This is a genomic window from Streptomyces sp. JJ36 (assembly GCF_021696945.1).
Lineage (GTDB): Bacteria > Actinomycetota > Actinomycetes > Streptomycetales > Streptomycetaceae > Streptomyces.
Window position 1 is genome coordinate 17,928 of the sequence record NZ_JACYHE010000025.1, and the last position, 21,002, is coordinate 38,929.

Here is a 21,002-nt window from a genome sequence, read left to right on the forward strand (position 1 = left end):
GGCCACCGACAGCGCTCACAATGAAGGCATGGTGAGCGGGACCGGCGGTGCCCTGGGGCGGGACGAGTGGGCACGGCACTGGCGCTACGAGGAGCTGCCCGGCCTGGACCTGCTGCGCGCCCGCTACGTCGGTCAGTTCTTCCCGCGGCACGCCCACGACGGCTATGTCTTCGGCGCGATCACCGGCGGTGTCGAGGAGGTGGGGATGCCGCACGGCACGGAGCGGGTCGGCCGCGGGAGTGTCGTCATGATCAACCCGGAGGTGCCGCACACCGCACGCGCGGGCGTGCCCGAGGGCTGGGCCTACGCCACGCTCTACACGAGCGCCCGCACCGTCGCGCAGGTCGCCGCGGAGACGACCGCGTTGCGGGGCACCGCCGGCTTCGCCGAGACCGTCGTCCGGGACCCGGGGACCGCCCGCCTCATCGCCGGCGTGCACCGGGCGGCGGAGGAGGGGAACGCGCTGGCCGCCGACTCGCTGCTGCGGACGGCCGTCGCGCGGCTCCTCCAGCGGAACGGGCGCGACCTGCCCCAGCGCGCGGTGCGTACGGCGGGCGCACGCAACGCTCTGCGCGCCCGGGAGATCCTCGAGCAGCGGATGGCTGAGCCACCCACCCTGGAACAGCTCGCGGCGGAGCTCGGGGTGAGCCCCTTCTCGCTGCTCCGCTCCTTCCGCGAGACCCACGGCATGCCGCCGCACGCCTGGCTCACCGACGCCCGGGTCCGCCGGGCCCGGCGGCTGCTGGAGGACGGCCTGCCGCCGGCCGAGGCCGCGGTCGCGGTCGGGTTCACCGATCAGCCGCACCTGGGCCGGCACTTCCGGCGCATCGTCGGTGTGCCGCCCGGCGCGTACCGGCGGGAGCGCGCAAGAACGTACAAGACCGCAGGTCCGGGCCGCTCCTAGGGTCACCGGTGTGGATCGGCGAACAGACGCGGTGCCGGCCCCGGAACCGTGCGGGCCGCATCCGGAACCCTCTCCCTGCCAGACCTCTCCCGGGCCCGGGGCGGCGCCGGCGGACGGCCGCGGCGACCGGGCGGTGGTGCGCGACGCCCTCGGCGTCGGGCTCGCCGTCGGGCCCACCGGCTTCGCCTTCGGCGTGACCGCCGTCGGCGCAGGCCTCAGCATCCCCCAGACCTGCGTGCTGAGCCTGCTCGTCTTCACCGGTGCCTCGCAGTTCGCCCTGGTCGGCGCGATCGCCGCGGGCGGCACCCCGCTGACCGCCGCGACCGGCGCGTTCTTCCTCGGCGTGCGCAACGCCTTCTACGGGCTCCGGCTCTCCACCCTGCTGGCGCTGCCCCGCGCACTGCGGCCGCCGGCCGCCCACTGGGTCATCGACGAGACGGCGGCCGTCGCCCTCGCTCAGCGGGGCAGGCGCGCCACCCGGCTGGGCTTCGCCGTCACCGGCGCGACGCTCTACCTGCTCTGGAACCTGACCACCCTGCTCGGCGCGGCGGGGGCCTCCGCCCTCGGCGACCTGAGCGCCTGGGGCCTGGACGCGGCGGGTCCCGCGGTCTTCCTGGCCCTCCTCGCGCCCATGCTGCGGGGCACCACGGAGCGATGCACCGCGGGGCTGGCGGTGGTGCTGGGGCTGGCGCTGCTGCCCGTGCTGCCCGCCGGGGTGCCCGTGCTCGCCGCGGCGCTGGCCGCGCCGCTCGTCCTGCTGTGCCGGCGGCACGGGCCGGGCGGTTCGCGGACGGCCGGGACGGCGGGGGAAGGGGACGCCCGGTGAGCGGGACGGGCGTGTGGGTGGCCGTGGGGCTCACGGCGGCCGGCTGCTACCTGGTGAAGCTGCTGGGGCTGTCCGTGCCGGCCACCGTGCTGGAGCGGCCGGTCGTCCGGCGGCTGGCGGCGCTGCTGCCGGTGGCGCTGCTCGCCGCGCTCACCGCGCAGCAGACGTTCAGCGACGGGAGCGCACTGCTGCTGGACGCGCGCGCCGCCGGGCTGGGGGCGGCCGCGGTGGCCCTGCTGCTGCGGGCCCCGTTCCTGGTGGTGATCGCGGCCGCGGTGCTGGTCACCGCGGGGGTACGGGCGCTTGCAGGCTGACGGCGGCGCCCGGCCCCGGGCCGGGCGGGGGATACTGCACGCATGCGGTTGACGGTCTTCTGGCAGCGGATGGCGGAGCACTTCGGCGAGGCGTACGCCGACTCCTTCGCCCGTGATCACGTGATGTCCGAACTCGGCGGACGTACCGTCCACGAGGCCCTGGCGGCCGGATGGGAGGCGAAGGACGTGTGGCGGGCGGTGTGTACGGCGATGGAGGTACCCCCGGAGAAGAGGTGAGCCGCCCGGGTGCGCCCTCCCCGCCCGCCGGTCGGATATACGGGACAATCCACCCGTGTCAGCGACAGCGCAGGGGACGGGCGCCGGGGACGGCCCGCAGGCGCACGGCCCGGAACCACCCGGCGGCGAGGACCCGGCCGGCGAGCCCGCCGCGGACCGGGCCCGGCCTGCGGGCGCCGGTGCCGCGGAGGATTCCCCGGACCCCGCGGTTGCGCAGCAACCGTTCCGGGCGGCGCCGGGCATGCCCCGCTGGCTGCCGCGCGCCCTGGTCCTCGGGCTGGCGCTGCTGGGCGGCCTCCAGTTGGCCGGCTGGGCCTTCACCCGGCTCTCCACCCTGCTGCTCGACCTCCTGGTGGCCTTCTTCCTGGCCCTCGCCCTGGAGCCCGCCGTGGACCGGCTCGCCACCCGCGGGGTGCCCCGCGGCATCGCCACCGGGCTGGTGTTCCTGGGGGTGCTGACGGCCGGTGCGGGTTTTGTGGCGGCGCTCGGCTCCGTCCTCGCCGACCAGGTGACGCGCATCGTCGCGAGCCTGCCCTCCCACCTGGAGACCCTTCTGGCCTGGGTGAACGCCACCTTCCACACCGATCTCGCGGCCGGCGGGCTCCAGCAGGGCGTGCTGGGCTCCGACTGGGTGCGCGGCTACGTGGCGGAGAACGCGGACGACGTCTGGGGACTGTCGGCCACGCTCCTGGGCGGGGTCTTCCAACTGCTGACCGTCTTCCTGTTCGCCTTCTACCTCACCGCCGACGGTCCGCGGCTGCGCCGGGCGCTCTGCTCCGTGCTGCCGCCCGCCCGGCAGGCCGAGGTGCTGCGGGCGTGGGAGATCGCCGCGGCCAAGACCGGCGGCTATCTCGCCTCGCGCGGCCTGATGGCCGTGGTCTCCGGGCTCGCGCACTACGTCTTCCTCGAGCTCCTCGGAGCGCCGTACGCGCCCGCGCTCGCGCTCTGGGTGGGAGTGGTCTCGCAGTTCGTGCCCACCGTGGGCACCTACCTGGCCGGCGCGCTCCCGGTGCTGCTGGCCTTCGCGATGGACCCCTGGGCGGCGCTGTGGGTGCTGTGCTTCGTGGTGGTCTACCAGCAGTTCGAGAACTACCTGCTGCAGCCGCGGATCACCGCGCGGACGGTGGACATCCATCCCGCGGTGGCCTTCGGTTCCGTGATCGCGGGCACGGCGCTGCTGGGGCTGGTGGGTGCGCTCGTCGCGGTGCCGGCGACCGCGACGCTCCAGGGGTTTCTCGGCGCCTATGTACGCCGTTACGACGTGACCGACCCGCGGGCGCTGGAGCCGCCGGCCCGTGAACGGCGCCTCAGAAGACGGTCCTGAACTGGGGTTTCGCCCGTCATCCACAGGAAAGCCGGGTGACTTGACACAAAAATCGAACAGCCATTCTTATAGAGGGGCCGCTCCGTGGAGCGGCGCTGGGCAGCGTGTCGGACTGGGCCGGGCGGCGTGCCGTTGCGGGCCGGCGTCCCGGGCAGAGGGCGTCCCGGGCGAGGCCCGGGCGGATTGTCAGTGGCAGGCGCTAGCGTCGGTGGACGTGAAGCGATCGACTCAAGCGAACAACCGGGTGGCACCCATGGCAGGAACCGACCGCGAGAAGGCGCTCGACGCCGCGCTCGCGCAGATTGAACGGCAATTCGGCAAGGGCGCCGTGATGCGCCTCGGCGAGCGGCCGGACGAGCCCGTCGAGGTGATCCCCACCGGGTCGACCGCACTCGACGTCGCCCTCGGGGTCGGCGGCCTGCCGCGGGGCCGCGTGGTCGAGGTGTACGGCCCGGAGTCCTCCGGCAAGACCACCCTGACCCTGCACGCGGTGGCCAACGCCCAGCGCCAGGGCGGCACCGTCGCGTTCGTGGACGCCGAGCACGCCCTGGACCCGGAGTACGCGAAGAAGCTCGGGGTCGACGTGGACGGCCTGATCCTCTCCCAGCCGGACAACGGCGAGCAGGCGCTCGAGATCACCGACATGCTGGTCCGCTCCGGGGCGCTCGACCTGATCGTCATCGACTCCGTCGCCGCCCTGGTGCCGCGCGCGGAGATCGAGGGTGAGATGGGCGACTCGCACGTCGGCCTGCAGGCCCGGCTGATGAGCCAGGCGCTCCGGAAGATCACCGGTGCGCTCAGCCACTCCAAGACCACGGCGATCTTCATCAACCAGCTCCGGGAGAAGGTCGGCGTGATGTTCGGCTCCCCGGAGACGACCACGGGCGGCCGTGCCCTGAAGTTCTACTCCTCGGTGCGGCTGGACATCCGACGGATCGAGACCCTCAAGGACGGCACCGAGGCGGTGGGCAACCGCACCCGGGTCAAGGTGGTGAAGAACAAGGTCGCGCCGCCCTTCAAGCAGGCGGAGTTCGACATCCTCTACGGCCAGGGCATCAGCCGCGAGGGCGGCCTGATCGACATGGGCGTGGAGAACGGGTTCATCCGCAAGTCCGGCGCCTGGTACACCTACGAGGGCGATCAGCTCGGCCAGGGCAAGGAGAACGCCCGTAACTTCCTCCGGGACAACCCCGACCTGGCCAACGAGATCGAGAAGAAGATCAAGGAGAAGCTGGGCATCGGGGTGCGCCCTGAGGAGCCGGTGGCCGGGCCCGGCGCGGACGCGGCGGGCGAGGCCGGCCCGGCGGCGGCCCCGGCCGAGACCGCCAAGACGGCGCCGGCCAAGGGCAAGCCGGCGGCCAAGGCGGCCGCGGCCAAGAGCTGACCCGTGACACGGCGCAGCGACTGGCCGGAACCCCAGGACAGCGGTGGCCCTGCCTCGTCGAGGGCCGAGGCAGGGCCACCGCGCCGCACCTCCCGCGATCCCGCGGAGCGCGCCCGCGCCCTCTGCCTGCGGCTGCTCACCGGGACGCCGCGCACCCGCCGCGAACTGGCGGACGCGCTGCGCCGGAAGGAGATCCCGGACGAGGTGGCCGAGGAGGTGCTCGGACGCTTCGAGGAGGTCGGCCTGATCGACGACGCCGCGTTCGCCGAGGCATGGGTGGAGTCCCGGCACCACAGCCGGGGCCTGGCCGGGCGCGCGCTCGCCCGCGAGCTGCGGACCAAAGGCGTGGACGCCGGGCTGGTCCGGGAAGCCGTCGGACAGCTCGACGCGGACCGGGAGGAGGAGACCGCCCGCGCCCTGATCGAGCGCCGGCTGCGCGCGACACGCGGCCTGGCCCGGGAGAAGCGCATCCGGCGCCTCGCCGGGATGCTCGCACGCAAGGGCTACCCCGAGGGGCTGGCGCTCCGCGTCGTCCGGCAGGCGCTCGAGGAGGAGGGGGAGGACCCTGAGGAGCTGGAGCGGCATCTCCCGGAGCCCTGACCTGCCCGGCGCGGGTCCTGGTCCGCATCGGCTCCCTCCGGCTGTGGCCCCACCGTGTGGGGCGCACCGGGCGTACCGGCGGCTCGCGCCCGCCGGTGTCCGGTGGCCTGCGCATACGCGCGGCCGGTGACCAGGGTGGCTCGCGCGCGCCTGCGGAAGGGCTCTCGTACCCGGTGGTTGACACATCTGCACGTGCGGCAGCCCGCGCACCTGCATGCCGAAGCGGCCCCCGCCCGTGCCCGGCGCACCGTCATCCGGGGTCCGTGCTCGGCGGCCCGGGCCGTCGCACGCGGATTCGGTCCCCGCCGGCGGCCGCACTGCCGCTCCCGGCGGCTCGCGCACGCACCCGGCGACCGCCCACGCGGTCAGTCCTCCGGGGCCTCCCGGGGCATCGTCACGGTGGCACGCAGCCCGCGTGGCGTGTTCGGGGCGAAGCTCAGGCTCGCCCCGCCGGCGGCGAGCAACGCCCGGGTGATGGACAGCCCCAGGCCCGAGCCCGCGATGTTCTGATGGCTGCCGCTGCGCCAGAAGCGATCCCCGATCCGGTCGAGCTCCTCCGGGCTCAGCCCCGGACCGCCGTCGGCCACCTCGAGCGTCACCTCCTCCCCGGCCGCCGCCGCGCGCACCGTGACCTCGCCCCCCTCCGGGGTGAACTTCACGGCGTTGTCCACCACGGCGTCCAGCGCGCTGGAGAGCGCCACCGGATCCGCCCAGCCGGTGAGCGCCGCGGGCCCGGCCCGGCGCAGCGTCACCCCGGCCCGCGCGGCCACCGGCTCCCAGGCGGCCACCCGCTCCGCCGCCAGCTCCGCCACGTCGGTCAGCCGCAGGTCCGCCGGGCTGTGCTCGGCCAGCGCCAGATCGAGCAGTCCGTCCAGCACCTGCGCCAGCCGCTTGCCCTCCGCCTGCACCGAGGCGAACTCCTGGTTGCCCTCCGGCAGCTCCAGTCCCAGCAGCTCGATCCGCAGCAGCAGCGCGGAGAGCGGGTTGCGGAGCTGGTGGGAGGCGTCCGCCACGAAGGCACGCTGCTGCTCCAGGATCTCCTCCACCCGGTCGGCCATCTCGTTGAACGACCGCGCCAGCCGCCGCAGCTCCGGTGGCCCGCCGGCGGCCGCCACCCGGGACTTGAGCTTCCCGGTGGCGATCTCGTGGGCGGCGTGGTCCAGCGTCTCCACGGGCCGCAGCACCCACCGGGTCAGCATCAGCGCCGCGGCGACGGCCAGCAGCATGGCCGCCGCCTCCCCGGCGGCGATGGGCAGCCATCCGTGCAGGATCCGGGAACGCAGCGGCCCGGTGGGGGAGTCGGTGAAGACGACCGCCGCCACATCGCCGTCCCGGATGACCGGGGAGGCGATCGCCACCCTCCGGTCCTCCTGCCACGGCCACACCTGCGCCGGGTCGTGACTGCGCCGCCCGGCGAGCGCCTCGCGGAAGGCCTCCTGGCCGGGGCCGGTGGGCGGCACCCGCCAGTCCTCCGGTGCGCTGGCCATGGCCCGCGCGTCCCGGTAGAAGACGCCGGCCCGGATGCCGTACAGATCGTGGTAGCGCCGCAGCTCCCGGCGGAGCGTCGCCAGCCGCTCGCCGGGCTCGCTGCGTGCGGTGACGAACTGGGCCAGCGACGCGAAGCGGGCGGTGTCGTCGATCCGGTCCACCACCATGCGCTGCTGTTCGGCGGCGGCGAGACTGGCGGCCAGCGGAAAGCCGAGGGCCAGCAGCACCCCGGTGAAGAGCACGATGAGGAGGGAGAGGAGGCGGGAACGCACGGTGCCGGTCCGGTTCCGCCGGGTCAGGCGGCGGGCTCGACGAGGCGGTAGCCGACCCCGCGCACCGTCTGGATGAGCGCCGGCTGCCCCAGCTTGGAGCGCAGCGAGGCGACGTGCACCTCCAGGGTGCGCCCGGTGCCCTCCCAGTTGGTGCGCCAGACCTCGCTGATGATCTGCTCCCGGCGGAAGACCACACCGGGGCGCTGTGCGAGCAGCGCGAGCAGGTCGAACTCCTTGCGGGTGAGGGCGACGTTCTCGCCGTCCACCCGGACCCGGCGGGTCGGCAGCTCGATCGTGACCGGCCCGAGGTGGAGTGCCGGGGGGCGCGGGGCTTCCTCCCGCGGCGCCCGGCCGTTCTCCTCGGGAGCGGTGCGCCGGCTCACCGCATGGATGCGGGCCAGCAGCTCACCGGTGTCGTAGGGCTTGACCACGTAGTCGTCGGCCCCGAGATGCAGGCCGTGGATGCGGGAGCGTACGTCCGACCGCGCCGTGACCATGATCACGGGGGTGGAGCACAGAGAGCGGATGCGGCCGCAGACCTCGAAGCCGTCCTGGTCGGGAAGCCCGAGGTCCAGAAGGACCACGCCGAAGGGCGGTCCGGCGGCGTCGGGCAGGAGCTTCCCGAGCGCGGTCTCCCCGTCCCGGGCGTGCACCACCTCGAAGCCGTGACGGGCGAGCACGGCGGAGAGTGCCGCCGCCACACGGTCGTCGTCCTCGACGAGCAGCAGTCTCACCGCGCCTCCTCTCTCCTCCTTACCGGGTGTCGCGGTGGCGGCCGCGACGGCGCTCCGGCTCTGCATCCACCCGGATCTGCGCAGGTGAGTCAAGTGGCTCCCGGCCGCCGCGAGGGTTCGTTATGCAGCCGGTACGCGACCGGAACGCCCGTGGCGCTCTCCTTCACGTAGCGTGTTCCGGCCTGGTCATATCGTTATGCTCAATTTCCCCTCAGATGTAATGACGCTGGTGGCGACGGGTCACTAAGGTCCTCGCAACCGACGAGGACGGAGCGACACGCCGATGAGCAAAGTATCGGTGACCAAGGACGGGGACGCCGGACGACCGGAGTCGGCGCCCAGCGGCCTGGTCGTGCTGGACAACGTGAACAAGCACTTCGGCGCACTGCACGTGCTCCAGGACATCGACCTGACCATCGAGCGCGGTGAGGTCGTCGTCGTGATCGGCCCCTCCGGTTCCGGCAAGTCCACGCTCTGCCGCACGATCAACCGGCTGGAGACCATCGACTCCGGCTACATCGCCATCGACGGCAAGCCGCTGCCCGCGGAGGGCAAGGAGCTGGCGAGGCTGCGGGCGGACGTCGGCATGGTCTTCCAGTCGTTCAATCTCTTCGCGCACAAGACCGTGCTGGAGAACGTGACGCTCGGCCAGCTCAAGGTGCGCCGGGCGGGCAAGCAGGCGGCCGAGGAGAAGGCGCGCGCACTGCTGGACCGGGTGGGGGTGGCCAACCAGGCCGACAAGTACCCGGCGCAGCTCTCCGGCGGCCAGCAGCAGCGCGTGGCCATCGCCCGGGCCCTGGCGATGGACCCGAAGGTGATGCTCTTCGACGAGCCCACCTCCGCCCTGGACCCCGAGATGATCAACGAGGTGCTGGAGGTCATGCAGCAGCTCGCCCGGGACGGGATGACCATGGTGGTCGTCACCCACGAGATGGGGTTCGCCCGTTCCGCCGCGAACCGGGTGGTCTTCATGGCCGACGGCAGGATCGTCGAGGAGGCCACCCCCGATCAGTTCTTCAGCAGTCCGCGGAGCGAGCGCGCCAAGGACTTCCTTTCCAAGATCCTCCACCACTGAGCCCGGGCGCTCAGCGGCCCGTACACCACCGAGAACCGTAGGGATGTTCACCATGACTCTCCGCAAGAGCGGCATCGCCGCCGCTGCCGCCGTCGCCCTCGCCTTCACCGCCACCGCCTGCGGCGGGGGTGACAGCGGCTCCGACGGCGACGAGATCACCATCGGCATCAAGTTCGACCAGCCCGGCCTCGGCCTGAAGACCAAGGACGGTGACTACACCGGCTTCGACGTGGACGTCGCCACGTACGTCGCCAAGGAGCTCGGGTACAAGGCCAAGGACATCACCTGGAAGGAGGCCCCCAGCGCCGACCGGGAGAACCTGATCAAGAACGGTGACGTCGACCTGATCGCCGCCACCTACTCGATCACCCCGGAGCGCAAGGAGGAGGTCAGCTTCGCGGGCCCGTACCTGATGGCCCACCAGGACCTGCTGGTCCGCAAGGACTACAACGACGTCTCCCAGGAGTCGGACCTCAACGACAGCGAGCTGAAGCTCTGCTCCGTCACCGGCTCCACCTCCGCGCAGAACGTGAAGAACGAGTTCGCGCCCAAGGCGGACCTCCAGGAGTACGGCACCTACTCCCAGTGCCTCACCGGTCTGGAGAACAAGGCCGTCGACGCCATCACCACGGACGACAGCATCCTGGCCGGCTACGCCTCCCAGGACTCCCACCAGGGCAAGTTCAAGCTGCTCGGCCTGAACCTGAGCGACGAGCCGTACGGCATCGGCCTGGAGAAGGGCGACACCGAGATGCAGAAGAAGGTGAACGACGCCCTCCGCAAGATGGTGGAGGACGGCTCCTGGAAGAAGTTCGCCGAGAAGCACTTCGGCCCGGCCGGCTACGACTACGGCGAGGCCCCGGAGATCACCGAGAAGAGCTGACGACGGCAACGGCAGCGGGGCGCGCCGCCTGACCCGGGCGGCGCGCCCCCGCTTCCACGGCGAGAGCGCGGGAGAACGTGTTCGACTTTCTTGACGGTTACGACCTGTGGGCGGCCTTCTGGGTGACGGTCCAGCTCGCCGTGTACTCGGCGATAGGGTCCCTGATCTGGGGGACCATCCTGGCCGCCATGCGTGTGAGCCCGGTTCCGCTGATGCGGGCGGTGGGCACCGTGTACATCAACACCGTGCGGAACACTCCGCTCACGGTGATCATCGTCGCCACCTCGCTGGGGCTGTACCAGACCCTCGGCGTGGAACTCGGCGGCGGGACGTCCAAGGAGATCGGCTTCAAGCTGGCCATCCTCGGCCTGGTCGCCTATCACGCCACCTTCGTGTGCGAGTCGCTGCGCTCCGGCATCAACACCGTGCCGGTGGGCCAGGCGGAGGCCGCGCGTGCCCTGGGCCTCAGCTTCGTCCAGGTGCTCACCCTGGTCGTGCTGCCGCAGGCGTTCCGCTCCGTCGTCGCGCCGCTGGCCAACGTGCTGATCGCGCTGACGAAGAACACCACGGTCGCCGCCGCGATCGGCGTCTCCGAAGCGGCCCTGCTGATGCAGGAAATGATCGAGAACGAAAGCGACGCGCTCTTCCTGGTCTTCGCGGTCTTCGCTTTCGGATTCATCATCCTCACCCTCCCGACCGGCCTTCTCCTCGGCTGGGTGAGCAAGCGCGTGGCGGTGAAGCGATGAGCAACCTCTCTGTCCTGTACGACGCGCCGGGGCCGCGCGCCAAGGTCCGCAACGTCGCCTACACGGTGGTCTTTCTCGGCGCGCTGGTCCTGGTGGGCTGGTGGGTGCTGGACACCATGGCGGACAAGGACCAGCTCACCGAGGAGAAGTGGAGCCCGTTCGTCACGGACTCCCGGGTGTGGACGACCTTCCTCCTTCCCGGTCTGGCGAACACCCTCAAGGCTGCGGGGCTGGCCATCGTCATCGCGCTGCCGCTGGGCGCGTTGCTCGGCATCGCCCGGCTCTCCGACCACCGCTGGGTCAGTGCCCCCGCCGGGGTGGTCGTGGAGTTCTTCCGCGCGATCCCGGTGCTGCTGATGATGGTCTTCGCCAACCAGATGTACGCCCAGTTCACCACCGTCGAGTCCGAGGTGCGCCCGCTCTACGCGGTGGTGACCGGTCTGGTGCTCTACAACGGCTCGGTCATCGCCGAGATCGTGCGGGCGGGCATCCTGTCGCTGCCCTCCGGCCAGACCGACGCGGCCAAGGCCATCGGCATGCGCAAGGGGCAGACCATGTCCTACGTGCTGCTCCCGCAGGCCGTCACGGCCATGCTGCCGGCGCTGGTCAGCCAGCTCGTGGTGATCGTCAAGGACACCGCGCTCGGCGGCGCGATGCTCGGCTTCGACGACCTGATGAACCAGGTCAGCAACATCAGCGCGAACTACGGTGCGAACACCATCGCCTCGTTCACGGCGGTCGCCGTCATCTTCATCGCGCTCAACTTCCTGCTCACCAACCTCGCCTCCTGGATCGAGGCCCGCATCCGGCGCGGCAAGCGCACCACCGGCGCGGTGGTGCACGGCGGTGCCACCGAGGACATGGAGTACGAGGAGCCGGTGACCAAGGAGTAGCTCCGGGCCGGCACCGCGCCCGGACACCCGCCGCGGAGCCGTCCCGCGACCCGCGTTACGCTGCCCGTTCCCCCTCGCTTGACGGGGGAACGGGCAGTGGGTTGCATACCGCTGTGATCGCGCACCGGGCTCCCTCCGCTCCCCTTCTGCATGTTCGTCGGCCCTGTGAGAACAGCGAGGTCCCCCCGCCGTGGACCCGGTGATCGTCGTCGGCGCGGGCCCGGTGGGCCTCGCGCTGGCACTGGCGCTCGCGCGCCACTCCGTTCCCACCGTGGTGCTCGACGCCGGTGCGGGCGAGGTCGTACGCCGCTCCGCGCGCACCTGTGTGCTGAGCGCTCCTACCGTCGCCTGGCTGCCGCCCCTGCCGGGTGCCGGAGTGCGCTGGCGTGCGTGGCGGACCGAGCGGCGGCAGCAGTGCCTGGAGCGTGTCGAGTCCGGGGGCCCCGGGCACGCCGACCCCGGAGACGACGTGGCGCCGCTCCATCTGGAACAGCACCGCCTGGAGATCGCGTTGCGCGCCACGGTGGCGGGGGAGCGGCTGGTCCACCTGGTGCCCCGGAGCCGGCTGATCCGCCTGGAGCAGGACGCCACCGGCGTCTCCGCGCAGACCGGCGGCCCGGACGGCACCTGGTGGCGCGGCAGCCACCTCGTCGGCTGCGACGGCGCCCGGTCCATGGTGCGCAAGCTGCTCGGCGTCCGCTTCCCGGGGCGTACGGCCGTGGAACGGCACGCCGTCGCCGCGCTGCGCACCGGGCTGCCCCGGCCGGACGAGGCCGTGCTGCACCGCGACCCGCCGGGCGCCGGCGGGGAGGTGACGGCCCGGCCGCTCTCCGGCGGGGTCTGGCGGTTCGACTGGCTGCTGCCGCCCCGGGGACCCGTGGTCACCCCGGAGGACCTGCTGACCCGCGCTCAGGAGACCCTGGCCGCCTGGGCGCCCGGGGAGCGGACCGGGGGGCGTGAAGACGCCGACAGCGGGCCGGCGTACGAGCTGCTCGACACCGGCGTGCACACGGCGCACCAGCGGCTCGCCCGGCACTGGCGCGCCGAACGTGCCTTTCTCGCCGGGGATGCGGCCCACCTGCTCGGCGCGCTCGGCGTGCAGGCGGTGGAGGAGGGGCTGCGGGACGCGGCCAACCTGGCCTGGAAGCTCGCCCTCGCCTGGCACGACGGACCCCGCGGCCCGGGCGCCGCGGCCCGCGAGCGGCTGCTGGACAGCTACGAGGCCGAGCGGCGGAGCGCGGTGGCGGCCCGGTTGCGCGCCGTCGATCAGGCGCTGCCGCTGGTGCGCCGGGCCGGCGGCGGGCTGCGTACGCTGCTCCCGGGGGCCGAGCGCGCGGCCCTCGAACTGCTGACCGACGGCCATCTCGGCCGGGGCCGGCTCGGCGGCCCACCGGAATACCCCGGTTCGCCGCTGGCCCCGCCACCCGCCGCCGTCACCCCGGTGCCGGCCCGCACCCGCCCGGGCGCACCCGTGACCGACGTGCCGGTCACCGCGCTGGACGGCACCCGGACGCGGCTGCGGTCCCGTCTCGGCGGCCGTGGCGGGGAGCTGCTGGTCCTGCTCGTCGCCCCGGGCACCGGCGTCTGGGACAGCCGGCACTGGCTTCAGGCCGGGCTGATGCCGGAGCTCGCCGCCGCCGTCGAGGCGCTGCCGCTCCGGGCCGAGCTCCTCGTCGCCGAGGAGTACCCGGGCGCCGCCCCGCACACGGTCCTGCTGGTGCGCCCCGACGGGCACTTGGTCGCCGCGCTCCACGGCGCCCGTACGGACGAGCTCGTGGCCTGCGCCGACGCCCTGCTGGGCGGGGGACGGGACGCCGCGGACCCGGCCGGCACCGCGGCCGGGCAGGGCTGAGCCGGGCCCGCCTGCGCCGCGGCGGGGGGCCTGACCCCCGTTCCGCGGGCGCCGCGGGCCGCCGCGCCGCTCCGGTACGGCCCGCCCGGCCCGGTGCTCGGCCCGCGTCCGCACAGCCCGCCCCGGGGCTCAGGCCGGGGTCAGCCGCAGGGTGAGGATCTGGAACGGGCGCAGGGTCAGCTCCAGCGAGCCGTCCGCCGCCGGCTCCGGCCGGCCGTCCGCCCCGCCGAGCGGGCGCTCCAGCAGGTCGGTCACCGCCACACCGGCCGTCGCGAAACCAGGGGTCAGCGTGGTGCGGGCCCGGCCGCCGTGCGACTCGTAGAGCCGGACCACCACGTCGCCGCTGCGGTCCTCGGCCAGCTTGACCGCCTCCACCACCACCTGCTCCCCGGTGACCGAGACCAGGGGCGCCACCGGCGCGCCGGCGCCCCGCACGGTGCGTTCCGGGAGGTTGATGCGGTGCCCCTCGCGCACCGCGTCGCCGATGCCGGCGCCCGGCGCCAGGGCACAGCGCATCCGGTGGAGTCCGTGGTCGGTCTCCGGATCCGGGTAGCGCGGGGCGCGCAGCAGCGAGAGCCGGACCGTGGTGGTCTGACCGCCGTCCTCCGCGCGCACGTCCCGGGTCACGTCGTGTCCGTACGTCGAGTCGTTGACCAGCGCGACGCCCCAGCCGGGCTCCTCCACCTGCACCCAGCGGTGGGCGCAGATCTCGAACTTCGCGGCGTCCCAGGAGGTGTTCACGTGGGTGGCCCGGAAGACGTGGCCGAACTGGGTCTCCGCCGCCGACCGGTCGGCCTTCACGTCCAGCGGGAACGCGGCCTTGAGGAAGGTCTCCGTCTCCCGCCAGTCCACCTCGGTGTCGATCTCCAGCACCCGTGAGCCCGGCCGCAGCGTGAGGAGCTGCACCACCGAGGAGTCGCCGAAGGAGCGGACGACCCGGACCGTGGCCGGCTCGCCGCCCGTCGCGCCGCCCGCGGAGAGCGACACCGCATCGGCGCCGGTGAGGTCGGTGACGTTGTGCCGGTAGAAGGCGTCGACGTCCCAGGCGTCCCACGCGTTGGGGAAGTCGGGATGGGTCTGGAGCAGGTTTCCGGCCGCGCCGGGCGCGATCGCGTCCCGTCCGCTCGCCAGATCCACCGCCGAGACGACGAGCCCGCGCCGGTCGACGCCGACCCGCAGCAGCCCGTTCTCCAGCACCCATCCGCCGCCGTCCCGCTCCGCCACGGTGACCGCGGCGCCCGTACGGGCCCGCGGCGCCGCTCCGCCCGCCGGGACGCCGTCCCGGGCGTGCGGGGCGCCGTTGAAGACCAGCTCCTGCCCGCCCTCGCCGGCCAGCGCGCGCTGTGCGGCGCCGGTGATCTCCTCCAGCTCCGCGCGGACCCGGGCGTAGGTCTCCCGGGCCTCCCGGTGCACCCAGGCGATGGAGGAGCCCGGCAGGATGTCGTGGAACTGGTGCAGCAGCACCGTCTTCCACAGCCGGTCCAGCCGCTCGTACGGGTACGCGTACCCGGCCCGGCGCAGCGCGGCGGTGGCGGACCACAGCTCCGCCTCGCGCAGCAGCGACTCACTGTGCCGGTTGCCCTGCTTGGTCCTCGCCTGCGACGTGTAGGTGCCGCGGTGCCGCTCCAGATAGAGCTCGCCCGCCCACACCGGCGCCTGCCCGGGGCCCCCGTACTCCTCGTGCGCCTGCCCGAAGAACGCCGACGGGCGCTCCACCGCCACCCGCGGGGACCCCTCCAGGTCTGCCTGGCGCGCGGCCCGGGCCAGCATCTCGCGGGTCGCGCCACCGCCGCCGTCGCCCCAGCCGAAGGGCACCAGGGAGCGGGAGGCCGCGCCCTTCTCCCGGTAGTTCCGGGCCGCGTGTGCCAGCTCGCGCGGGCTCAGATCGGAGTTGTAGGTGTCGACCGGCGGGAAGTGGGTGAAGACCCGGGTGCCGTCGATGCCCTCCCACCAGAAGGTGTGGTGCGGGAAGGGGTTGGTCTCGCTCCAGGAGATCTTCTGCGTCAGGAACCACTCCGCCCCGGCCAGCCGGACGAGTTGCGGCAGCGCCGCCGTGTAGCCGAAGGAGTCGGGGAGCCACACCTCCCGGGTCTCCACCCCGAACTCGTCCAGGAAGAACTTCTTGCCGTGCAGGAACTGCCGGGCCATCGCCTCGCCGCCGACCATGTTGGTGTCCGACTCCACCCACATGCCGCCGACCGGCACGAACTGCCCGTCCGCCACCTTCTTCCGCACCCGGGCGTACAGCTCCGGCCGGTGCTCCTTGAGCCAGGCGAACTGCTGGGCCTGGGACATGGCGAAGACGAACTCCGGGTGCTCGTCCATCAGCGCCACCATGTTCGCGGCGGTGCGCGCGACCTTCCGGACCGTCTCCCGCAGCGGCCAGAGCCAGGCCGAGTCGATGTGCGCGTGCCCCACCGCGCTGATCCGGTGCGCCGAGGCCCGGGCCGGCGCCGAGAGCACGCCGGCCAGGTGCTCCCGCGCGCGCCCCGCGCTGCCCGGCACGTCGGACAGGTCGACCGCGTCGAGAGCGCGTTCGACGGCGCGCAGCAGCTCCCAGCGGCGGGCGTCCTCCACCGGCAGCTCGTGCATCAGTCCACCCGCCACCTCCAGGTCCTGTACCAGTTCCCACACCCCGGCCTCGAAGACGGCGAGGTCCATCCGGCCCAGCCGGTACAGCGGGCGGTCGTGCGCGGTGCGGACGTCTCCCTGGTACGTCGGCGTCTGCGGGGTGTTGAGCACCGGGTTGGACGCGGCCTCGACCAGCAGCTCCACCGCCTCGCCGCCGGCGGCGGGGCGGGCGACGGGCACCCAGGCGTTGCGCGGGCTGAGCCCCTTCACCGTGCTGCCGTCCGCCCGGTGCACCAGGCCCTCGCACTGGAAACCCGGCATGTCCCGGTCGAAGCCCAGGTCCAGTACCGCCTCCACGGTGCGGCCCGCCCACTCCGCGGGCACCCGGCCGGTCACCCGGAACCAGGTGGTGCCCCATGCCGGCCCCCACTCCGCTCCCGGTGCGGCGGGCTCGTACGGCGCCGTCAGCGCCTCGGCCACCGGCACCGGCTCGCCCGGCGCCTCCCAGCGCTCCACGGTGAGCGGACGCGGCGCGGTGTGCACGGCCGGTCTGATCCGTTCCTCCAGCACGCGGCGCAGGCGGGCTTCGACGATCCGGCGGTCGTCGTGCATGTCGGCGGCTCCTTCGCTCGGGCGACGGCGATCTGCTCGGGGAGTCTGCTCAGGCGGTCTGCTCGGGCGGCCTGCCCGGGGCCTCCCCGCATCCGTACCCGCCCATGCGCCACGCCGTCGTCCGCCCCCGGCACCCGGCGTAGGGGCGAGCCGGGGCGGGTCAGGGCTTGACCGCGCGGTAGTACCGCTCCGCGCCCCGGTGCAGCGGCAGCGGGTCGGTGTAGATCGCGGTGCGCAGATCGACCTTCTGCGCCGCGTGCACCTCGCTGCCGATCTGGTCCCGGCTGTTGATCAGCGACCGGGTGAGCGCCTCCACCAGCCCGGCGTCCATGCGGTCGGTGGTGACCAGCAGGTTGGCGATAGCCACCGTCGGCACCGGCTCGCCGCCCTGCACACCGGGGTAGGCGTCGGCCGGCACCACCGCGGCCCGGTAGTGCCGGGTCTCCGGCTTCATGCCGTGCAGCAGGGACAGCAGCCCGCCCAGCGGCACCAGCCGGACCGGCAGCCGGGCGGCGAGCTGCTGGATCGCGGAGGTCGGCAGCCCCCCGGACCAGAAGAAGGCATCCAGCTCCCCCCGCTCCAGCAGCCCGGGCATCTCGTCGATGCCGGCCGCCACCCGCGTCAGGTCCTCCGGACCGCCCAGCCCGGCGGCCGCCAGCAGCCGGCCCGCGGACAGGCTGACCCCGGAACGCGCCTCGCCCAGGCCGACCCGCAGCCCCCGGAGCCCGGAGACGTCCCGGACCGGCGCGTCCGCGGGGACGATGAGCTGCATGTAGTCGTCGTAGAGCCGAGCGCAGGCGCGCAGCCGCCCCGCGTCCCGCCCGCCGCGGTTCAGATAGGCCGCGACCGCGTCGGACTGGGCGATGGTGACGTCGGCCCTTCCGGAGATCAGCATGTCGATGTTCTGTACGGAGCCCTGGCTCGGCACCAGCCGCATCCGAAGCGCCGGCACATCGCGGGCGAGGCGGCGGTCGAGCAGCGTGCCGTACCGCTCGTAGACCCCGGTGGGCACGCCGGTGGCGAAGGTGATCCGGCCCCGCGGGCCGCCGTCGCCGTCCGGCAGCAGCCACCAGCCCGCGGCTCCGAGTGCCCCCGCCGCCGCGCCCGCGCGCAGCAGCGTACGGCGGCGCGGGGTGGGCCGGCCGGCGCCGGCGCGGGTGGTTCCGGACATGCCGCGATCCTGCCACCCCGGTCTCCCGGACGGCAGTGGGGCCCGCCCCGGCGCCAGCACGTACCCTGTGGACTGAGATGACTGCGAAGACTTACGAGCTGCGGACGTTCGGCTGCCAGATGAACGTCCACGACAGCGAGCGGATGGCGGGCCTGCTGGAGGAAGCGGGCTACGTACGGGCGCCGGAGGAGGCCGAGGCGGCCGACGTCGTCGTGTTCAACACCTGCGCGGTGCGGGAGAACGCCGACAACCGGCTGTACGGCAATCTGGGACAGCTCGCGCCGAAGAAGGCCGCCCGGCCCGGGATGCAGATCGCGGTGGGCGGCTGCCTGGCGCAGAAGGACCGCGAGACGATCGTGCGGCGGGCGCCCTGGGTCGACGTGGTCTTCGGCACGCACAACGTCGGCAAGCTGCCGGTGCTGCTGGAACGCGCCCGGATCGAGCAGGAGGCGCAGGTCGAGATCGCCGAGTCGCTGGAGGCGTTCCCCTCCACGCTCCCCACGCGGCGGGAGAGCCCGTACGCGGCCTGGGTCTCCATCTCCGTCGGCTGCAACAACACCTGCACCTTCTGCATCGTCCCGCAGCTCCGCGGCAAGGAGAAGGACCGCCGCCCGGGCGACATCCTGGCCGAGGTCGAGGCGCTGGTCGCGGAGGGCGTCAGCGAGATCACCCTGCTCGGGCAGAACGTCAACGCCTACGGCAGCGACATCGGGGACCGGCAGGCCTTCGGGAAGCTGCTGCGTGCCTGCGGGCAGATCGAGGGTTTGGAGCGGGTCCGTTTCACCTCCCCGCACCCGCGTGACTTCACCGACGACGTCATCGCCGCGATGGCCGAGACGCCCAACGTGATGCCGCAGCTCCACATGCCGCTGCAGTCCGGCTCCTCGCGGGTGCTGAAGGCGATGCGCCGGTCCTACCGGCAGGAGCGCTTCCTGGGGATCATCGAGAAGGTGCGGGCCGCCATCCCGGACGCCGCGATCTCCACGGACATCATCGTCGGCTTCCCCGGCGAGACGGAGGAGGACTTCGCCGAGACGCTGCACGTGGTGCGGGAGGCGCGGTTCGCCCAGGCGTTCACCTTCCAGTACAGCAAGCGGCCCGGCACCCCGGCGGCGGAGATGGACGGGCAGCTCCCCAAGGCCGTGGTCCAGGAGCGTTACGAGCGGCTGGTCGCCCTCCAGGAGGAGATCTCCTGGGAGGAGAACAAGAAGCAGGTCGGCCGCACGCTGGAGGTCATGGTCGCCGAGGGGGGCGGCCGGAAGGACGACCTCACCCGGCGGTTGTCGGGCCGGGCGCCCGACAACCGGCTGGTGCACTTCGCGCGGCCGGAGGAGCCGGTGCGCCCCGGGGACGTGGCCTCGGTGTGCGTCAGCTACGCCGCGCCGCACCATCTGCTGGCCGAGTCCGCGCCGCTCGCGGTCCGCCGGACCCGTGCGGGCGACGCCTGGGAGCGGCAGCAGGAGGGGGCGGCGCAGCGGGAGACCTCCGGGGTGATGCTCGGGCTGCCGACGGTGGGCGTGCCGGAGCAGCCGCCCGCTCCCGCCGGAGGGGGGTGCACGGCCTGCTGACCCGGGGTCCGTCGTACGGGTGAGAGAGGCGCCCGCCGCGCGGTGCACCGTGGCGACGCCCGCCGCCGTGCGGGAGCGCGCGCGGGCGCCGGAGCAACGGGTGAGGTGAGGGCCGGCGGGCGCGGCAGGCCGTAAGCTGCCGTCCATGCTTGTCGCCGCCGCCGTGTGCCCCTGCCCGCCGCTGCTCGTGCCCGAGGTGGCCGCCGGAGCCGCCCCGGAGATGGACGACGCCCGTGCCGCCTGCTACGACGTGATCGGTGTGCTGGCCGCCGCCCGGGCGGACCGGCTCGTCGTGGTGGGCCCGGCCGAGCAGGCCGCCCGCGGTGTCCACCCGCAGGGCGCCCGCGGTTCCTTCCGCAGCTTCGGGGTGGACCTGGAGGTGTCCCTCGGCAAGCCGCCGGAGGGCGGGCCGGGCGGCGGGGACGGGCGTGCGCTGCCCCCGTCGCTGGCCGTCGGGGCGTGGCTGCTGGAGCGCACCGGCTGGTCCTCCGCTCCGGTGGAGGGGCTGGGCGTGGGGGAGCCGCTGTCCCGTGAGCGGTGCGCCGCGGCCGGCCGCGACCTGGCGGCGACCGCCGGGCGGGTGGCGCTGCTGGTGCTGGGCGACGGTTCGGCCTGCCGCACCCTCAAGGCCCCGGGCTGGTTCGACGAGCGGGCCACCGCGTTCGACGCGGCAGCGGCACGGGCGCTGGGCGCCGCCGACGTGTCCGGGCTGCTGGAGCTGGACGAGGAACTGGCGTACGAGCTCCAGGTCTCCGGGCGGGCCTCCTGGCAGGTGCTGGCCGGGGCCGCGGAGGACGCGGGGCTGAGCGGGCGGCTGCTGTACGACGCGGCGCCGTACGGGGTCGGGTATCTGGTGGCCGGCTGGTCCTGAGCGGCCCGGCCCGTACGTGCGCGACCGGCGGGTCCCGGTGCTCCCTGCGGGCCCCCTCGTCGCGCCCGCCGCCGTGCCGCACGCCGGCCGTGGCCGCGCACCGCGGGGCGTGCGGCCACGGCCGGTGTGCGGGGGCGGGACTGCCCTCAGGCGGCGGGGCCGCCCTGCCCCCCGCCCTCGTCCCGGCGCCGGTCCTCGGACATGCGGTCCATGGATTCCTTGGCCTTGCCGGTGCCGCGCTCGATCTTGTCGGTGTACTTGCCGCCGGTCTTCCGGTCCACCGTCTCCGCGGTCTTGTCCACGCCACGTTCGACCTTGTCACCGTGCTGGCCGAGCATGCCCTTGACCTTGTCCATGAAGCCCATGGCGGTCACCCTTCCTCGTGACGTACTCGTGCGGGTACGGGCGCCTCGCCCGCCACGTCCGACCACCGTCCGGCGGGAGCCGCCGGGGCGTCGTCCGCCCCTCGGGTGCACCGTCCGGCGAACGCAAAACGGGCGAAACCTCATCTCCGCACCATCGACGATACGCGTGCTTCCCGCGGTCCGCGCCGTGCGCGGGAGCGGCCCCGCCCCTGCGGGCCCCCTTGCCGGAGACCGCGGGCCGCGGTCTCCGGAGGGCGTCCGGGTCCGGTCCCCCCGGGCGTGCGGTCCGGCCCGGTGGGGTTTGCGAGACTG

General features: G+C 73.9%; 19 protein-coding genes. 14 read left to right on the plus strand and 5 right to left on the minus strand.

Annotation, left to right across the window (positions count from 1 at the left end; all coding sequences use genetic code 11):
• Nucleotides 1-28 precede the first annotated feature (28 nt).
• The 7 genes from HOY81_RS12605 (at nt 29) to recX (ending at nt 5,589) form a co-directional block, all read left to right on the plus strand.
• Entirely contained in the window at nt 29-904 is an 876-nt protein-coding gene (locus HOY81_RS12605) for an AraC family transcriptional regulator (protein ID WP_237320403.1), read from the plus strand.
• A gap of 10 nt (nt 905-914) precedes the next feature.
• Nucleotides 915-1,730: an AzlC family ABC transporter permease gene (locus HOY81_RS12610; protein ID WP_237320404.1), complete on the plus strand. Its 816-nt coding sequence runs from the start codon at nt 915-917 to the stop codon at nt 1,728-1,730.
• Nucleotides 1,727-2,044, plus strand: a complete 318-nt coding sequence (locus tag HOY81_RS12615) for an AzlD domain-containing protein (protein ID WP_237320405.1) — start codon at nt 1,727-1,729, stop codon at nt 2,042-2,044. Before HOY81_RS12610 ends, HOY81_RS12615 begins: the two co-directional genes overlap by 4 nt.
• Nucleotides 2,045-2,086: 42 nt before the next feature.
• Nucleotides 2,087-2,281, plus strand: a complete 195-nt coding sequence (locus HOY81_RS12620) for a DUF3046 domain-containing protein (RefSeq protein WP_237320406.1) — start codon at nt 2,087-2,089, stop codon at nt 2,279-2,281.
• A gap of 55 nt (nt 2,282-2,336) precedes the next feature.
• Nucleotides 2,337-3,605 (plus strand): AI-2E family transporter, encoded by a 1,269-nt coding sequence (locus HOY81_RS12625; protein ID WP_237320407.1) that lies wholly within the window; start codon nt 2,337-2,339, stop codon nt 3,603-3,605.
• A 253-nt stretch (nt 3,606-3,858) separates the two neighbouring features.
• Nucleotides 3,859-4,989: a recombinase RecA gene (gene recA, locus HOY81_RS12630; protein WP_237320408.1), complete on the plus strand. Its 1,131-nt coding sequence runs from the start codon at nt 3,859-3,861 to the stop codon at nt 4,987-4,989.
• Nucleotides 4,990-4,992: 3 nt separating this feature from the next.
• Nucleotides 4,993-5,589: a recombination regulator RecX gene (gene recX, locus HOY81_RS12635; protein WP_237320409.1), complete on the plus strand. Its 597-nt coding sequence runs from the start codon at nt 4,993-4,995 to the stop codon at nt 5,587-5,589.
• A 365-nt stretch (nt 5,590-5,954) separates the two neighbouring features.
• Here recX and HOY81_RS12640 read toward each other — a convergent pair whose 3' ends face one another.
• Both HOY81_RS12640 and HOY81_RS12645 read right to left on the minus strand, forming a co-directional pair.
• On the minus strand, nt 5,955-7,349 hold the full coding sequence (locus HOY81_RS12640; protein ID WP_237320410.1) for a HAMP domain-containing sensor histidine kinase: 1,395 nt from the start codon (nt 7,347-7,349) through the stop codon (nt 5,955-5,957).
• Between the two features lie 23 nt (nt 7,350-7,372).
• Nucleotides 7,373-8,083 (minus strand): response regulator transcription factor, encoded by a 711-nt coding sequence (locus tag HOY81_RS12645; RefSeq protein WP_237320411.1) that lies wholly within the window; start codon nt 8,081-8,083, stop codon nt 7,373-7,375.
• Between the two features lie 283 nt (nt 8,084-8,366).
• Here HOY81_RS12645 and HOY81_RS12650 point away from each other — a divergent pair, with 283 nt between their 5' ends.
• From HOY81_RS12650 to HOY81_RS12670, 5 genes are all read left to right on the plus strand, one after another.
• The gene (locus HOY81_RS12650; RefSeq protein WP_272892717.1) at nt 8,367-9,158 is read left to right on the plus strand and encodes an amino acid ABC transporter ATP-binding protein; all 792 of its coding nucleotides are present in this window, start codon (nt 8,367-8,369) and stop codon (nt 9,156-9,158) included.
• 52 nt (nt 9,159-9,210) lie between these two features.
• A complete protein-coding gene (locus HOY81_RS12655) occupies nt 9,211-10,041 on the plus strand; it encodes a glutamate ABC transporter substrate-binding protein (protein WP_237320412.1) in 831 nt (276 codons plus the stop codon).
• Nucleotides 10,042-10,118: 77 nt separating this feature from the next.
• Nucleotides 10,119-10,787 carry an amino acid ABC transporter permease gene (locus tag HOY81_RS12660; RefSeq protein ID WP_237320413.1) on the plus strand — a complete coding sequence of 223 codons (669 nt, stop codon included), beginning with the start codon at nt 10,119-10,121 and terminating at the stop codon, nt 10,785-10,787.
• Nucleotides 10,784-11,680, plus strand: coding sequence for an amino acid ABC transporter permease (locus HOY81_RS12665; protein ID WP_237320414.1), 897 nt, complete (start codon nt 10,784-10,786; stop codon nt 11,678-11,680). The genes HOY81_RS12660 and HOY81_RS12665 overlap by 4 nt, the downstream gene beginning before the upstream one ends.
• Nucleotides 11,681-11,870: 190 nt before the next feature.
• On the plus strand, nt 11,871-13,532 hold the full coding sequence (locus tag HOY81_RS12670) for an FAD-dependent monooxygenase (protein WP_237320415.1): 1,662 nt from the start codon (nt 11,871-11,873) through the stop codon (nt 13,530-13,532).
• Nucleotides 13,533-13,661: 129 nt separating this feature from the next.
• Here the strand turns inward: HOY81_RS12670 and HOY81_RS12675 are convergent, their stop codons facing one another.
• Nucleotides 13,662-16,715, minus strand: coding sequence for a glycoside hydrolase family 38 C-terminal domain-containing protein (locus HOY81_RS12675; RefSeq protein ID WP_237320416.1), 3,054 nt, complete (start codon nt 16,713-16,715; stop codon nt 13,662-13,664).
• 160 nt (nt 16,716-16,875) lie between these two features.
• Complete coding sequence (locus HOY81_RS12680; RefSeq protein WP_237320417.1) at nt 16,876-17,886, minus strand: TAXI family TRAP transporter solute-binding subunit; 1,011 nt, start codon at nt 17,884-17,886, stop codon at nt 16,876-16,878.
• A 77-nt stretch (nt 17,887-17,963) separates the two neighbouring features.
• Between HOY81_RS12680 and miaB the strand changes: the two genes are divergently transcribed.
• Nucleotides 17,964-19,454, plus strand: coding sequence for a tRNA (N6-isopentenyl adenosine(37)-C2)-methylthiotransferase MiaB (miaB, locus tag HOY81_RS12685; protein ID WP_237320418.1), 1,491 nt, complete (start codon nt 17,964-17,966; stop codon nt 19,452-19,454).
• A gap of 145 nt (nt 19,455-19,599) precedes the next feature.
• A complete protein-coding gene (locus HOY81_RS12690; RefSeq protein ID WP_237320419.1) occupies nt 19,600-20,325 on the plus strand; it encodes a class III extradiol dioxygenase subunit B-like domain-containing protein in 726 nt (241 codons plus the stop codon).
• A 146-nt stretch (nt 20,326-20,471) separates the two neighbouring features.
• Here HOY81_RS12690 and HOY81_RS12695 read toward each other — a convergent pair whose 3' ends face one another.
• Nucleotides 20,472-20,690, minus strand: a complete 219-nt coding sequence (locus tag HOY81_RS12695; protein WP_237320441.1) for an antitoxin — start codon at nt 20,688-20,690, stop codon at nt 20,472-20,474.
• Nucleotides 20,691-21,002: the final 312 nt, after the last annotated feature.

Coding starts and splice junctions, on each gene's coding strand:
- HOY81_RS12605 (WP_237320403.1), top strand. CDS start 29: ATGGTGAGCGGGACCGGCGGTGCCCTGGGGCGGGACGAGTGGGCACGG.
- HOY81_RS12620 (WP_237320406.1), top strand. CDS start 2,087: ATGCGGTTGACGGTCTTCTGGCAGCGGATGGCGGAGCACTTCGGCGAG.
- recA (WP_237320408.1), top strand. CDS start 3,859: ATGGCAGGAACCGACCGCGAGAAGGCGCTCGACGCCGCGCTCGCGCAG.
- HOY81_RS12650 (WP_272892717.1), top strand. CDS start 8,367: ATGAGCAAAGTATCGGTGACCAAGGACGGGGACGCCGGACGACCGGAG.
- HOY81_RS12655 (WP_237320412.1), top strand. CDS start 9,211: ATGACTCTCCGCAAGAGCGGCATCGCCGCCGCTGCCGCCGTCGCCCTC.
- HOY81_RS12665 (WP_237320414.1), top strand. CDS start 10,784: ATGAGCAACCTCTCTGTCCTGTACGACGCGCCGGGGCCGCGCGCCAAG.
- HOY81_RS12675 (WP_237320416.1), bottom strand. CDS start 16,715: ATGCACGACGACCGCCGGATCGTCGAAGCCCGCCTGCGCCGCGTGCTG.
- HOY81_RS12680 (WP_237320417.1), bottom strand. CDS start 17,886: ATGTCCGGAACCACCCGCGCCGGCGCCGGCCGGCCCACCCCGCGCCGC.
- miaB (WP_237320418.1), top strand. CDS start 17,964: ATGACTGCGAAGACTTACGAGCTGCGGACGTTCGGCTGCCAGATGAAC.
- HOY81_RS12690 (WP_237320419.1), top strand. CDS start 19,600: ATGCTTGTCGCCGCCGCCGTGTGCCCCTGCCCGCCGCTGCTCGTGCCC.
- HOY81_RS12695 (WP_237320441.1), bottom strand. CDS start 20,690: ATGGGCTTCATGGACAAGGTCAAGGGCATGCTCGGCCAGCACGGTGAC.